General features: G+C 66.2%; 12 protein-coding genes and 1 tRNA gene. 7 read left to right on the top strand and 6 right to left on the bottom strand.

Features of this window, described 5'->3' with window-relative positions; all coding sequences use genetic code 11:
• Positions 1–319 precede the first annotated feature (319 nt).
• A complete protein-coding gene (locus ACK4S9_RS10620) occupies positions 320–2,290 on the top strand; it encodes an AAA family ATPase (RefSeq protein ID WP_409725227.1) in 1,971 nt (656 codons plus the stop codon).
• Positions 2,291–2,547: 257 nt separating this feature from the next.
• Here ACK4S9_RS10620 and ybaL read toward each other — a convergent pair whose 3' ends face one another.
• The gene (ybaL, locus tag ACK4S9_RS10615) at positions 2,548–4,245 is read right to left on the bottom strand and encodes a YbaL family putative K(+) efflux transporter (RefSeq protein ID WP_409725224.1); all 1,698 of its coding nucleotides are present in this window, start codon (positions 4,243–4,245) and stop codon (positions 2,548–2,550) included.
• A 99-nt stretch (positions 4,246–4,344) separates the two neighbouring features.
• The gene (locus tag ACK4S9_RS10610) at positions 4,345–4,992 is read right to left on the bottom strand and encodes a TetR/AcrR family transcriptional regulator (protein WP_409725221.1); all 648 of its coding nucleotides are present in this window, start codon (positions 4,990–4,992) and stop codon (positions 4,345–4,347) included.
• A 96-nt stretch (positions 4,993–5,088) separates the two neighbouring features.
• Here ACK4S9_RS10610 and ACK4S9_RS10605 point away from each other — a divergent pair, with 96 nt between their 5' ends.
• The 6 genes from ACK4S9_RS10605 to ACK4S9_RS10580 all read left to right on the top strand — a co-directional run bounded on the left by ACK4S9_RS10605 (position 5,089) and on the right by ACK4S9_RS10580 (position 10,496).
• The gene (locus ACK4S9_RS10605; RefSeq protein WP_409725219.1) at positions 5,089–6,270 is read left to right on the top strand and encodes a lipid-transfer protein; all 1,182 of its coding nucleotides are present in this window, start codon (positions 5,089–5,091) and stop codon (positions 6,268–6,270) included.
• Positions 6,271–6,280: 10 nt separating this feature from the next.
• A complete protein-coding gene (locus ACK4S9_RS10600) occupies positions 6,281–7,423 on the top strand; it encodes an acyl-CoA dehydrogenase family protein (RefSeq protein ID WP_409725217.1) in 1,143 nt (380 codons plus the stop codon).
• Between the two features lie 13 nt (positions 7,424–7,436).
• A complete protein-coding gene (locus ACK4S9_RS10595; protein ID WP_409725215.1) occupies positions 7,437–8,588 on the top strand; it encodes a CaiB/BaiF CoA transferase family protein in 1,152 nt (383 codons plus the stop codon).
• 50 nt (positions 8,589–8,638) lie between these two features.
• Positions 8,639–9,904 (top strand): DUF445 domain-containing protein, encoded by a 1,266-nt coding sequence (locus ACK4S9_RS10590; protein ID WP_409725212.1) that lies wholly within the window; start codon positions 8,639–8,641, stop codon positions 9,902–9,904.
• Positions 9,905–9,928: 24 nt separating this feature from the next.
• Positions 9,929–10,243, top strand: a complete 315-nt coding sequence (locus ACK4S9_RS10585) for a putative signal transducing protein (protein ID WP_409725209.1) — start codon at positions 9,929–9,931, stop codon at positions 10,241–10,243.
• Positions 10,244–10,337: 94 nt separating this feature from the next.
• A complete protein-coding gene (locus ACK4S9_RS10580; RefSeq protein ID WP_409725206.1) occupies positions 10,338–10,496 on the top strand; it encodes a hypothetical protein in 159 nt (52 codons plus the stop codon).
• Between the two features lie 53 nt (positions 10,497–10,549).
• Here ACK4S9_RS10580 and ACK4S9_RS10575 read toward each other — a convergent pair.
• From ACK4S9_RS10575 to ACK4S9_RS10560, 4 genes are all read right to left on the bottom strand, one after another.
• Positions 10,550–10,626 (bottom strand) — tRNA-Met (locus tag ACK4S9_RS10575).
• 82 nt (positions 10,627–10,708) lie between these two features.
• Positions 10,709–11,662 (bottom strand): tRNA (adenosine(37)-N6)-dimethylallyltransferase MiaA, encoded by a 954-nt coding sequence (gene miaA / locus ACK4S9_RS10570; RefSeq protein ID WP_409725203.1) that lies wholly within the window; start codon positions 11,660–11,662, stop codon positions 10,709–10,711.
• A gap of 4 nt (positions 11,663–11,666) precedes the next feature.
• On the bottom strand, positions 11,667–13,571 hold the full coding sequence (gene mutL, locus ACK4S9_RS10565; protein WP_409725200.1) for a DNA mismatch repair endonuclease MutL: 1,905 nt from the start codon (positions 13,569–13,571) through the stop codon (positions 11,667–11,669).
• Positions 13,572–13,662: 91 nt separating this feature from the next.
• Complete coding sequence (locus ACK4S9_RS10560; protein ID WP_409725197.1) at positions 13,663–14,601, bottom strand: peptidylprolyl isomerase; 939 nt, start codon at positions 14,599–14,601, stop codon at positions 13,663–13,665.
• Between the last annotated feature and the right edge of the window lie 104 nt (positions 14,602–14,705).

The raw sequence follows: 14,705 nt of genomic DNA, 5'->3' as shown, positions 1-14,705 counted from the left end.
TTAACATGCGGTTTTTGCAATAAAAGCGAATTTATTTAAAAGTTCGATAAGTTTTGCTGATCATCTGCCAATGATTTTCATTGGTAGGCTGATCACTATCGTTGCGATCGTCATTTTTTTCTTCGCACGGTATACACGTCGGTTTTTTTTGCAGGTATAGTCTCCTTATCCCATTGCCTTCGGGCATCAAAACAATACCAAACGTACACGTTTGGACTACAAAGCGGCCGCCACGCGCCGCACGCCGATCCCGCGAGAGACCACGCCGGCACGGCTCCCAGAAGTACCGCTGTCCGACAACTTTGCTAAAGATCAAACGATGCCGAATTTCGCCCAACTTCAGATTGCTTTCAAGAACGCATTCAAGAGTATCTACGTCCGCATTTCGCTGGCGGCGCTGCTCGGTGTGATTGCGGCGGTAGCAATCTGGAAATCGACCGTGCCCCAGAATCCGAATCCTGTGGTGCAGTCACAAAATATTGCCGAGATCACCGAACTGGCTGCCCAGAAAGAGCGCCTGGAATACCTCCTGATCGCCAAGCCGCTGTCGGAGTCGCCGCGCTACGTCTACAAGTTCAAGGATGCCGACGCGATCCACGTGGTCAAGGTGCCGAGCACCTCGCACCTGTCGCTCGAGCGCGAGGTACTGCTGAAGAACGCGATCCCGTATTCGATCGCCAAGGACGACTACCTGGCCAGCCACAAGGCCGTGATGGACGACGGCGCCACCGCGCTTGATACCGCCGGTACCTTCCTGAAAAATTACGGCCTGACCATCGGCGTGCTGCTGCTGGTCCTGTACCTGCTCAAGTTCGGCGTGCCGGGCATGGGCATGAGCGCCTCGGTCATCACCCCGGACAAGCTCAAGGGCAGCATGGACGACCTGATCGGCATGGACGACATCAAGCAGGAAGTCCTGCACCTGGAAGACATGATCCGCAACCGCGACGAATACCAGTCGCACAACATCGACAAGCCCTTCAACGTGATGCTGACCGGTCCGGCCGGCACCGGCAAGACCAAGCTGGTCGGCTACCTGGCCAAGCGCCTCGACATGCCGCTGATCTCGGCTTCGGGTTCGGCGCTGGAGTCGGGCTACGTCGGCGGCGGCTCGAAGGCGCTCAACGCGCTGTACAAGAAGGCTTGCGCCAAGGGCAAGTGCATCATCTTCCTGGATGAAGCCCAGACCCTGTTCATGCCACGCGGCCGCAGCGAAAAGAAGTGGGAAGACGATACCGCCAACACCCTGCTGGGCCTGCTGGACGGCGTGAAGAGCGACAAGGGCCAGGGCGTGATCTGGGTGGTCGCCTCGAACTTCGACGACTCGAACACCGAGATGGACGAAGCGATGCTGCGCCGCTTCTCGGTCAAGATCAACTTCCGCCTGCCGAACAAGGGCGAGCGCAAGGAATTGCTGCGCAGCTTCCTGGCCCGCAAGAAGGAAGGCCTGGTCGACTGGAGCGACACCAACCTGGACCAGGTGGCGGAAATCACCCAGAACCTGAGCCCGGCGTTGCTGGAAACCGTGGTCGAGCGCGCGTCGATGCTGTCGATCCAGGAAAAGACGATCATCAACACGAACCTGCTGTTCCGTGCCTATGAGCGCGCCACCATCGGCCTGACCGACCGCGCCACCACGGCCGAGAAGACCAAGCAGCGCGAGCGCATCGCCCTGCACGAACTGGGTCACTTCTTCATGCAGATCGATCCTTACCTGCGCGCCGGCATGAGCCTGGCCGAAGTGAAGGAAAAGTCGCACCTGCTGAAGATCAGCACCGAGGCGGTGTCGAAGATCGGCGCGCTGGGCTACGTGCTGCAGTCGGGCCAGGACATGTCGCTGCGCACCCTGGAAGAACTGGAGCGCGACGTGATCGGCCTGTACGGCGGCGTGGCGGCTGAAGAACTGTTCTACGGCCCGCGCGGCATCTCGGTGGGCAGCCAGAACGACATCGAGAAGATCACCAAGATGCTGAACCTGATGGTGGGCCGCCTGTCGATGTACTCGCGCTCCAAGCTGGATTACAGCCAGCTGCAGAAGGACATGGGCGGCGAGCACCTGCTCCACCTGGTGGAAGAAAAGGCCGACGAGCTCTACAGCTACACCCTGAACGCGATCCGCGACTACAAGCTGGTGATCGAATCGCTCAAGGACACCCTGATGGAAGAGTATGTGCTCTCGAAAGACGCGGTGTTCGCGCTGCTGGAAGAGCGCAGCGAGCTGATCAACTCGCAGCTGCTCGGCCGCCATGCCAACCTCAAGCTGTGCGTGGAAGAGGTCGTAGCGGCCTGAGTCTGAAGATTTTTCCTTGCTGTTATTCAACCCGCCGTGCGCAAGCCCGGCGGGTTTTTTTTATGGCTGAGATCTGGTGGCCTAAAGACCGTCATTCCGGCGAAGGCCGGAATCCCATTTCCTTCGCAGTCCACTACCGCTTGCGTGCACCCGCCGAAGTGACCCAACGAACTTGGATCCCGGCCTTCGCCGGATGACGTTGGTGGAGATAAGGGGGGCAGAGTGCCGGACTTCGATATTGCCGCCCGGCCTACACTTCAATGCGCCGCCGCCCGCTCCTCGAGCGTCTCCATCACGTGCCGCGTCATGCTGGCCGCCAGCTCCTGCTCGCCGACGAATACCTTGCCGCCGGTCTCCTCGCGCAGCAGCGCCGCCTCGCCCTCGTTGTGCGAGCGCACCACCACCTTGACCGCGGGGTTGAGCATGCGTGCGATCTCCACCATCCGGCGTACATGGAAGGTATCGGGCGTCGCGATCACCAGGAGGGCCGCGTGCGTGATGTGGGCCTGGATCAGCACCGCCGGCTCGGCCGCGTTGCCGGCCACCGCGGGAATGCCGCGCCCGCGCAACTGCTCGACGACCTCGCGGTTCTGCTCCGCCACCACGAAGTGCACGCCGCGCGCCGCCAGGTCGTCGGCGATGCGGCGGCCGACGCGGCCGAAGCCCACCAGCACCACCTGTCCGTTCAGCTTCTCGCGTCCCGTCTCCATCGGCAACTCGGCCAGCGGGTCGGCCGGGCGCTCCAGCTTGCGCGCCAGTTCGGGCCTGGACTGCAGCCATTTTTCCAGCGGCGAGGCGAGGCTGAACATCAGCGGGTTGACCGCGATCGAGATGATGGCGCCGGCCAGGATCAGGTTCTGGCCCAGGCTGGGGAGCAGTTCCAGCTGCATGCCCAGCGCGACCAGGATGAAGGAGAATTCGCCGATCTGGGCCAGGCTGGCCGATACGGTGACGGCGGTGTTGATCGGATAGCGCAGCGCCAGCACCAGCACGAAGGCGGCCAGCGACTTGCCGAACAGGATGATCGCCACGGTCGCCAGCACCTCCAGCGGGTACTGCACCAGCACCATCGGGTCGAACAGCATGCCGACCGAGACGAAGAACAGCACCGAGAACGCGTCGCGCAGCGGCAGCGATTCTTCCGCCGCGCGGTGGCTCAACTCGGACTCGCGCAGCACCATGCCGGCGAAGAAGGCGCCCAGCGCGAACGACACGCCGAACAGCGCCGACGAAGCGAAGGCGATGCCGACCGCCGCGGCGATCACGGACAGCGTGAACAGTTCGCGCGAGTTGGTCTTGGCCACCTTCCAGAGGAACCACGGGAAAATCTTGCGCCCGACCACCAGCATGAAGGCCACGAAGGCGCCCACCTGCAGCAGGGTCTTGCCCAGCGCCGGCCACAGTTCGGCGCCGGCGTCGCCACGGCCGCCCAGCGGTCCGGCCAGGGCCGGGAGCATCACCAGCACCAGCACCATCACCAGGTCCTCGACCACCAGCCAACCCACCGCGATGCGGCCGTTCATGGAATCGAGCACGCCGCGCGCCTCCAGGGCCCGCAGCAGCACCACGGTGCTGGCCACCGACAGCGCCAGGCCGAACACCAGTCCGGCACCCAGGCCCCAGCCCCACCAGTGGGCCAGGCCGATGCCCATCGCCGTCGCCACCCCGATCTGCAGCAGCGCGCCGGGCAGGGCGATCTTCTTCACGTCGAGCAGGTCGCCCAGCGAGAAGTGCAGGCCGACGCCGAACATCAGCAGCATCACCCCGATCTCCGCCAATTGGGATGCCAGCGCTACGTCCGCGACGAAACCCGGCGTGGCGGGGCCGATCAGGACGCCGGCGGCAAGGTAGCCGACCAGCGCTGGCAGTCGAAGACGTATGGCGAGCATGCCGAACACCAGGCCGAAGCCCAGCGCCGCGGCGATGGTGGTGATCAAACTGAGTTCATGGTGCATCCGTGCGGCCCCCGTGGCAAATTGACAAACCCACGAGTATACGCGACGGACAAGTGCTCAGCGGTATTTTTGGACGACTTTGCGGCAATTAGCGGCAAATCACAGCACGGTTGCGAGGGATAGCAGCACTTTGTGCAGGGAGGCGCGCACCGCGGCGTACTGTTCCGGACGCGCATTGCGGTCCAGCCGGAACAGCATCAGCCCCTGGATCTGCGCCACGATCAGCACCGCGCGCTCCATGCAGCGGGCGTCGTCGATGTCCGGATTCAGGCCGTGGATCAGGCCATACACCGCCTTGCGCTCGCGCCCGATCATCTTGCCCATCAGGCTGGAGGCGAAAGGATGGCGCGAGGCCAGCGCCCAGATCTCGAAGAAGATCGCATGCATGGTGGGCTCGGTGATCTCGTCGAGGAACATGTCGACCGTGGTGAGGAAACGCTCCACCTGCGGCCGGCCGGCCATCGCCACCGCGATCCGGTCCATCTTGGCCTGGAACTCGTCCATCGTGGTCAGGAGCAGGGCTTCGAGCAGTTGCTCCTTGCTGCCGTAGTAATGCTGGAGGTTCGACAGGCTCATCCCGGCTTCCTGGGCCACGCGCCGCATCGTCAGCCCGGCATAGCCTTCGGCGGCCAGCAGGCGGCGCGCCACCAGCAGGATCTCGACCGCGCGCCCGAAGCCTTTCTCGGTCGTGGTGGAGGCTTTGTTGCGCAGGGCATTATCGATCGAATCGTCGGGAATGGGAGGCATCGCACGATTATCGCAGAGGCATACCGCTCATGGTACGACTGACCTATAATTGAGCAATAGTAGGTCGCTCGACCTAGTCAAGAAACAGGAGACAGGATGCGGAAGGTGTATGTCAGCGGCGTCGGGATGATCCCCTTCGCCAAGCCGGGCGCAAGCAGCCCCTACCACGAGATGGGTGCGCAGGCGGCGCGCGCCGCGCTGGAAGACGCCGGCGTCGTCTACGACCAGGTGGAGCAGGCCTATGCGGGCTACGTCTACGGCGATTCGACCAGCGGCCAGAAAGCCCTGTACGCGGTGGGCATGAGCGGCATCCCGATCGTCAACGTCAACAACAACTGTTCGACCGGCTCGACCGCGCTGTTCCTCGGGCGCCAGGCGATCGCCAGCGGCGCCGCCGAGTGCGTGCTGGTGCTCGGCTTCGAGCAGATGAGCCCCGGCGCGCTCGGCTCGGTGTTCACCGACCGCCCGACGCCCTTCGACGCCTTTGACGAGGTCACCGACCGCCTGGTCGGCAAGCCGGACATCCCGCTGGCGCTGCGCTACTTCGGCGGCGCGGGCCTGGCGCACATGGACAAATATGGCACGCCGCTCGAAGCCTTCGCCCGCATCCGCGCCAAGGCCAGCCGCCACGCCGTGAACAACCCGCTGGCGCTGCTGCGCAAGGAGGTCACGGCCCAGGACGTGCTCGATGCCCCCGCGATCTGGCCGGGCGTGATGACGCGCCTGATGGCCTGCCCGCCGACCTGCGGCGCCGCAGCGGCGCTCCTGGTGTCGGGCGAGTTCGCGCTGCGCCACGGACTGCGCCACGACGTCCACATCGCCGCCCAGGCCATGACCACCGACCGCCCCAATACCTTCGAGGGCGGCGACATGATGCGCCTGGTCGGCTACGACATGAGCCGCTCTGCCGCGCAGCAGGTGTACGAGCAGTCCGGCCTCGGCCCGCAAGACCTGGACGTGGTGGAACTGCACGATTGCTTCGCGCACAACGAACTGATCACCTACGAAGCCCTGGGCCTGTGCCCGGAAGGCGGCGCCGACAAGTTCATCCGCGAGGGCGATAACACCTATGGCGGCAAGGTGGTCACCAATCCGTCCGGCGGCCTGCTCTCGAAAGGGCACCCGCTGGGCGCCACCGGCCTGGCCCAGTGCTACGAGCTGACCCACCAGCTGCGCGGCACTGCCGAGGCGCGCCAGGTCGAGGGCGCGCGCGTGGCGCTGCAGCACAACCTGGGCCTGGGCGGCGCCTGCGTCGTCACCATGTACCGCAACGGCTGAGGAGACGCGCATGGATATCACGTCCCCCTGGATGAACGATGAACTGGCCGCGTTCCGCGACGCCGTGCGCCGCTTCGTGGCTGGCGAGATCACGCCGCACCAGGATGCCTGGCGCGAGCAGCGGCACGTCGACCGCGACCTGTGGCGCAAGGCCGGCGAGATGGGCCTGCTGCTGGCCGACATCCCGGAAGAATACGGCGGCGCCGGCGGCAGCTTCGCCCACATGGCGGTGGTGTTCGAGGAGCTGTCCTACGGCGGCGACACCGCTTTCGGCATCCACGTCCACGCCATCGTCGCGCACTACCTGCTGAACCAGGGCACGGAGGAGCAGAAGCGCAAGTACCTGCCGCGGCTGGCGAGCGGCGAGATGATAGCGGCGATCGCCATGAGCGAGCCGGGCGCCGGCTCGGACCTGAAAGGCATCCGTACAAGCGCCGTGCGCGGCCTTGATGGCTACCGCGTGAGCGGCTCCAAGACCTTCATCTCGAACGGCTACATGGCCGACCTGATCCTGGTGGTGGCCAAGACCGACCCGGGCGCGGGCGCCAAGGGCGTCTCCCTGCTGCTGCTGGAAACGAAGGACAACCCGGGCTTTCGCGTCGGCCGCATCCTGGACAAGGTCGGCCAGAAGGGCCAGGACACCTGCGAGCTGTTCTTCGACGAGGCCCATGTGCCTTTGGAAAACGTGCTGGGAGGCGAGGAGGGCAGGGGCTTCGCCCAGCTCATGACCGAGCTGCCCTACGAGCGCACCATCCTGGGCGTATGCGGCGTGGCCGCCATCGAGCGCGCCCTGCAGCTCACGGTCGAGCACACGCGCGAGCGCAAGGCCTTCGGCCAGGCCCTCATCGAGATGCAGAACACCCGCTTCGTGCTGGCCGAGATCAAGACCGAGGCGACGGTCGCGCGCATCTTCATCGACCGCTGCATCGAGGACATGCTGGCCGGACGCATGGACACCGTGCGCGCCTCGATGGCGAAATACTGGATCTCGGACCTGCAGTGCAAGGTGGTGGACCAGTGCGTGCAGCTGTTCGGCGGCTACGGCTACATGCTGGAATACCCGATCGCCCAGATGTACGTGGACGCCAGGGTGCAGCGCATCTACGGCGGCGCCAACGAGATCATGAAAGAAATCATCGCCCGTTCCCTCTGAAGGAGATCTCAACATGGCAGGACCATTGTCAGGAGTACGGGTGGTCGAGATGGTCGGCATCGGCCCCTGCCCGTTCGCCGCGATGATGCTGGCGGACATGGGGGCGGAGGTGATCCGCATCGACCGCAAGGCCAGTCCCGGCGCGGACACGCCCTACCCGGTGCTGGGCACGCGCCACGACGTGATGGCGCGCGGGCGCCGCTCGCTGGCGCTCGACCTCAAGAAGGCGGCCGGGCGCTGCGCCGCGATGCGCCTGGTGGAGCAGGCCGACGTGCTGCTCGAAGGCTTCCGGCCGGGCGTGATGGAGCGCCTCGGGCTGGGCCCGGACGACTGCCTGGAGCGCAATCCGAAGCTGGTCTATGGCCGCGTCACCGGCTGGGGCCAGACCGGGCCGCTGGCGCAGGCGGCGGGGCACGACATCAATTACGTCGCCCTGTCGGGCATGCTGTACGCGACCGGGCGCGCCGACAGCCCGCCGCCCCCGCCCCTGAACCTGGTGGGCGACTTCGGCGGCGGCGGCATGATGCTGGCCTTCGGCGTCGTCTGCGCGGTGCTGGAGGCGCGCAAGTCGGGGCAGGGCCAGGTGGTGGATGCCGCCATGACCGACGGCGCTGCGCTGCTGGGCGCCATGATGTACGGCCTGCGCAGCGCCGGCAGCTGGAGCGGCCAGCGCGAAGGCAACCTGCTCGACGGCGGCGCGCCCTTCTACGACACCTATGCCTGCAGCGACGGCAAGTTCATCTCGATCGGCGCCATCGAGCCGCAGTTCTTCGCCACGCTATTGAAGCTCACCGGCCAGGGCGATCCGCTGTTTACCAAGCGCTGGAACAAGGCGCACTGGCCCGAGCTGCGGCAGCGTTTCGCGGAGCTGTTCCTCACGAAGACGCGCGACGAATGGTGCCGCCTGCTGGAGGGCACCGAGGTGTGTTTCGCGCCCGTGCTCGACCTGATCGAGGCGCCGCGCCACCCGCACAACGCGGCCCGGCGCACCTTCGTGGAGATCGACGGCGTCACCCAGCCGGCGCCGGCGCCGCGCTTCAGCCGCAGCGCCCCCGCCACCCCCGGCGCGCCGCGCAGCCCGGGGGAGGACAGCGAGGCGATCCTGGCCGACTGGGGTTTTACTGCCGAGTCAATCGAAGCGCTGAGAGCCAGCGAAGTCATATAGCATTCGTAGGGTGGGCGGGAAACCCGCCCACCCTACGAAACCCGGAGCCTATGACGAAAGAAGCCGAACTGCGGCGATCGAAGATGCTGGCGCTCGCGTTCTTCGCGGGCGCGGCCTCGCTGTTCGTGCTGACCCTGTTCCTGCCCCAGAACTGGTGGACCGGCCTGCTGCGCGCCTTCTCCGAAGCCGCCATGGTCGGCGCCCTGGCCGACTGGTTCGCGGTGGTGGCCCTGTTCAAGCGCGTGCCGATCCCGATCGTCTCGCGCCATACCGAGATCATCCCGAAGAACAAGGAGCGCATCGCCGACAACCTGGCGCTGTTCGTCCATGAGAAATTCCTCGACACCGAATCGATCCTGCGCCTGATCCGGCGCCACGACCCGGTGCAGAAGGTGGCCGACTGGCTGGTCAAGCCCGCCAATACCGAGCTGCTGGGCCAGCACCTGGTGCGGGTCGGCATCTGGATGCTCGACTTCATCGAGGACAGCGCGGTGCAGGGTTTCATCCGGCGCGCCGTGCACGCCATGGTGAACAGCGTCGATTTGTCGAAGTCGGCCGGCACCATCCTGGAGAGCCTGACGCGCGACGGGCGCCACCAGGAGCTGCTCGACGAAGGCATCACCCAGCTGGCGCGCCTGCTCGACAATGCCGAGACCCAGGCCACGGTCGCGCAGGGCATCGTCGACTGGCTCAAGGAAGACTACGCTTTAATCGAGAGCATGCTCCCCTCCGAACTCATCGGGCGCAAGGGCGCCGGCCTGGCCGTGCGGCTCGCCTCCGGCATCCTGAACAAGGTGGCAAGCGATCCGTCCCACCCCTTGCGCCAGCGCTTCGACGCGTTCACCCAGGAATTCATCGAACGCCTGAAGCGCGATCCAGCGTTTGCCGCCAGGGCCGACGAGATCAAGGCCTATCTGCTGGGCGACGAGACGCTCAATGGCTATCTCGCCACGCTGTGGGACGAGCTCAAAGGCTGGGTGAAGAAGGACCTGAATAGCGAGGAATCGAGCCTGCGCCGGCGCCTGGTGGCGACCGGGGCCTGGGTCGGCAAGGTGCTGGCCGAGGACCCGCAGCTGCGCGCTTCCCTGAACGAGAACCTGGAATCGGCCGCGCGCGGCATTGCCCCCGAGTTCGCCGGCTTCCTGACGCGCCATATCGCCGATACGGTGAAACAATGGGACAATCGCGAGATGTCCGGGCAAATCGAACTCAACATCGGTAAGGACTTGCAGTACATTCGCATCAACGGCACCATCGTCGGTGGCCTGATCGGCGTCACCCTGTACCTGCTGTCACAGGTGCCTGCGCTGTTTTGACCGAACGGTAAAAGAGAGGGTCGCATGCAAGAACTCGCACTGAACGCCTGGCTGGCCGCCAACCCGGAGGTCGTCCAGATTCCCGGCCGCGACCTGTTCATCATCGCCAGGTACCTGGTACCGATGGACGCGACGCTGGCCCAGGGCTGCCTGGTCGCCGCCGGCATCCCCGCCGTGCTGGCCGACGCCCACCTGATGCAGACCGACCTGCTGCTGGCCCCGGCCCTGGGCGGCGTGCGCATCCTGGTGCCGTCGGATTACCTGCAGCAGGCCGGCGCCGTCCTCGAAGGCCTGGCGCGCGGCGACTATGCGCTGGACGAATCCTTTACGGCTGAGTAGAACCCCTGCTTGCGTGAGATACCGAACGTTACAGGGGCGGGCGGGAGCGTAGCCTTTCATCGTGGACCATCCCACCATGAAAAGGAGAATCATCATGCCTCAAGGTGATAAATCGTCCTACACGGACAAGCAGAAGCGCCAGGTCAAGCACATCGAGGAAGGCTACGAGCAGAAGGGTGTGCCGAAGAAGGAAGCCGAACGGCGCGCCTGGGCCACCGAGAACAAGATCTCGGGTGGCGGCAAGAAGCACTGAGTCGATCCCGAAAAGCAAACGGCCCGGTTCGCGAGAACCGGGCCGTTTGTGTCTGGTGGTGATAGGTGGACTTGAACCACCGACCCCAGCATTATGAGTGCTGTGCTCTAACCAGCTGAGCTATATCACCGCAACGGCAGGCATTATCGATGCCGGCGCGCCGCCTGTCAAGGCTGGACGCCGATCTGCGACGCAAAAATCTCGCGCCAATGTCATTTTTCCAACTGACTGAGCTTGTGCATCAGCTCGCCCGTCGGGTCCGTACCGAGGCAGTCTATCACGATCCGCTCCGGCATCGCGCGCAGCCAGGTGATCTGGCGCTTGGCCAGCTGGCGCGTGGCGATGATGCCCAGTTCGCGCAGCTCCGCGCGGTCGATCTTGCCGTCGAGGTAGTCCCAGGTCTGGCGGTAGCCGACGCAGCGGATCGAGGGCAGGGCTGGCGATAAATCTCCGCGCGCGCGCAGGCGCGCCACTTCCGCCACCAGTCCCGCGTCGTCGCGCTCGCCCAGCATGGCGTCGAAGCGCTGGGCGATGCGCGCGTGCAGCACGGCGCGGTCCGAGGGCTCCAGCGCGAACGAGATCAATTCGAACGGCAGCTCGGGCTTCTCGCGCTTGCCCAGCAGTTCGGACATCGGCTTGCCAGTCAGGGCGATGATTTCCAGCGCGCGGTTGATGCGCTGGGCGTCGTTGGGTTTCAGGCGCTCGGCGGTCACCGGGTCGAGCGTGCGTAACTTTGCATGCATGCCGGGCCAGCCGATGCTGGCCGCTTCCGCATCGAGCCGGGCGCGCAGCGCAGGATCGGCGGTCGGCAACTCGTCCAGGCTGTCGGTCAGGCCTTTAAAGTACATCATCGTGCCGCCCACCAGCAGCGGCAGGGCGCCGCGCGCGCTGATCTCGCCCACCAGGCGGATCGCGTCCTCGCGGAACTGCATCACCGAATAGGCTTCCAATGGATCGATGATGTCGATCAGGTGGTGCGGCACGGCGGCCAGCTCCTCGGGGCTGGGCTTGGCGGTGCCGATGTCCATGCCACGGTAGACCAGGGCCGAGTCGACCGAGATGATCTCGACCGGACGGGTCCTGGCAATGGCCAGCGCGGCCGCGGTCTTGCCGGACGCGGTCGGGCCCATGATGGCCACGGCCATCGGTTTTTTCATGCTCATCATTCGATTACTGGCCGCGCAGGAAGAGTTTGTCGAGTGCCGAGATCTCGAGCTGGACCCAGGTCGGGCGGCCGTGGTTGCATTGGTCGGAGCGCTCGGTGATTTCCATCTGGCGCAGCAGCGCGTTCATCTCCTGGGTCGAGAGGATGCGGTTGGCGCGCACCGCGGTGTGGCAGGCGAGGGTGCCGAGCAGCTCGTTGCGGCGCTCGATCAGCACGCGCGAGCCGCCGTATTCGCGCACGTCGCGCAGCACGTCGCGCGCCAGCGTCTGGGCGTCGGCGTTTTTCAGCAGGGTCGGCACGGTGCGCACGGCCAGCGTGGTGGGCGAGAGCGCGGCGATGTCGAAGCCGAGCGTCTTCAGGATGTCGCCATGGTCCTGGGCGGTGGCCACCTCGATGGCGTCGGCGTAGAAGGTGACCGGGATCAGGAGCTGCTGCACTTGCAGTTCCTCTCCCTCGGCGCGGGCGTCGAGCGCGTTCTTGATCTGCTCGTAGAGGATGCGTTCGTGGGCCGCGTGCATGTCGACCAGCACCAGGCCCTTGGTGTTCTGGGCCAGGATGTAGATGCCGTGCAGCTGGGCCAGGGCGAAGCCGAGCGGGAAGTCTTCGTTCGACAGCGGGCGGTCCGAGCTTGATATCGGCACGCCGACCGGGGCCTCGGCCCTGGCCGGACCGCCGGCGGCGAACAGGGCGCCGTAAGCCTCGGTACGCTGCGCCACGCCGCCAGTCGAAGGCGCCGAACGTGGATCGTCCCAGCGGCTGCCCGGCGCGAACGGCGAGGGCGAGAAGCTGGGCGCCAGCTGCGCACCGAAGGAGGTCTGCTCGTGCGGGCGCGGCGCCCATACCGGCGTGCCGGTGGGCCGCACTTCGGCGGCGGAGATCGGCGCCGGCGCGCTGCCGTGGGCGGTGGCCGAGGTTTGCGCCAATGCGCGCTGCACCGCGTGGAACACGAACTGGTGCACCGCGCGGCTGTCGCGGAAGCGCACTTCGATCTTGGATGGGTGGACGTTGACGTCGACCAGGGCCGGGTCGAGGTCGAGCGACAGCACGTAGCAGGGGAAGCGGTCGCCGTGCAGCACGTCCTGGTAGGCCGCGCGCACCGCGTGCACCAAGAGCTTGTCGCGCACGAATCGCCCGTTCACGTAGAAGAACTGGCCGTCGGCGCGCGCCTTGGAGGCGGTCGGCAGGCCGACGTAGCCGTGCAGGCGCAAGGGGCCCGCGGCTTCGTCGAGGGCCAGGCGCGCCTCGGCGAAATCGCTGCCGAGGATCTGGCCGCTGCGCTTGGCCGCTTCGCTCACGTTCCAGTGGTCGATGGTGCGGCCGTTGTGCGTCAGGCTGAACGCGACGTCCGGGCGCGACAGCGCGATGCGGCGCACGACTTCGGCGCAGTGGCCGTATTCGGTCTGTTCGGACTTCAGGAACTTGCGGCGCGCCGGCGTGTTGAAGTACAGGTCCTGCACGTCGATCGTGGTGCCGAACGCGCCGGAAGAGGGCGCCACGGTGCCCTCGTGCGAGCCGACGATTTCCCAGGCGTGCGCCGCACCCGGCGTGCGCGAGGTGATGCGCACCGCGGCCACCGAGGCGATCGAGGCCAGCGCCTCGCCGCGAAAGCCGAGCGTGCCGACGTGTTCGAGGTCGTGCAGCGAGGCGATTTTCGAGGTGGCGTGGCGCGCCAGCGCCAGCGGCAGCTGCTCCGGCTCGATGCCGCGGCCGTTGTCGGTGATGGCGATGCGCTTGACGCCGCCTTCTTCCAGGCGCACGGTGATCTGGGTCGCGCCCGCGTCGAGGGCGTTTTCCAGCAATTCCTTGACCACGGCAGATGGCCGCTCGACCACTTCGCCGGCGGCGATCTGGGAGATGAGCTGGTCGGGGAGTTGCTGGATCGGGCGATGGGTGGGAGCGGGCGCGTTCATCGCCAAATTATATCGCGCGCGCGCTCAACTTATGGATGCTTAGTGGCGACGCATGCACTGTTTGAACGCGTGGGCGGGAAACCCGCCCACCCTACCGCTCCCGCACCGGAATCGGCGCGTTGCACAGGTCGATCTTGCCGGCCGCGACCTTGGTCCACGGGCCGCCGCGGTTGCGCTGGGCTTCGACCACGGCCTGGTAGGTGGCGCTGTCGGTACGCATCACTTCCAGCTTGCTGCGTTCGGCTTCGGGCACGTCGGCGGCCAGGCGCACCAGCTTGAGCGGCATGCGCTGCTCCGGCTGCTCGTAGAAACCGGCAGCGCCAGTGCCGCGCGGCTGGCTTGAAAGCAGCGGCATGCCCTGCACGACCCGTCCCACCACGGTGATGTTGCGGTCGAGGTGACGCGGCGCATGGCCGGTGACGACGTACAGCTGCGAGCCGTTGCCGGAGTCGGCCCCGGTGTCGCGCGCCACGCCGATCATCGCGGGGCAGTGCACCAGCCAGGCCTGGCCGCGGCCTGGGTCACGCGCGGCCGGGAAGCCATTCACGTGGCCGACCTGGGGCGCATACACGTCGCCGTCTTTCAGGCGGGTGAAGCTGCCGACCGACGCCATCGGCGCGGTGAACTCGGCCTTGACGGTCCTGGCGGCCTTGAACGGCTTCGGGTTTTCCTCGTCCGGGTCGCCCCACTGCACCACGAAGCCGTCCTGCGAGCGGATGATGAACAGGTCGTCGAAGTACTTCTCGCGCACCAGGGCGCGGATGTTGGCCGCGGTGGCCGGCGCGAAGCGCGGGGCCAGTTCGATGACCACGCGGCCGGTCGGCAGGTCCATGTACAGCGTGTTTTCCGGGTCCAGCGCGCGCCAGTCGGCCGGCTTGGATGCCTTGACCACGTCGGCCAGAGAGGGTTTGGGCGGCAATTCCTTTTCCGGCTTGGCCGTGGCGGCGCAGACGCTGCCGGCGGCCAGCAGGGCCAGGGCGGCGAGGGTCAAGCCCGAGCTTGTGAACGATGCGGTGAACGAAGCGGTCATGCGGTCTCCAGGTGTTATCGATTGCTTATCCCGACGATTGTGCGGGAATGTGGCCGCAAGGTAAAGCCGCGGCAGGGCGGCGCCTCTGCCGGGGCGGTAACTGG

It is taken from the genome of Massilia sp., assembly GCF_046293535.1.
GTDB lineage: Bacteria > Pseudomonadota > Gammaproteobacteria > Burkholderiales > Burkholderiaceae_D > Telluria.
This window is presented reverse-complemented; position numbering and strand designations above follow the sequence as displayed.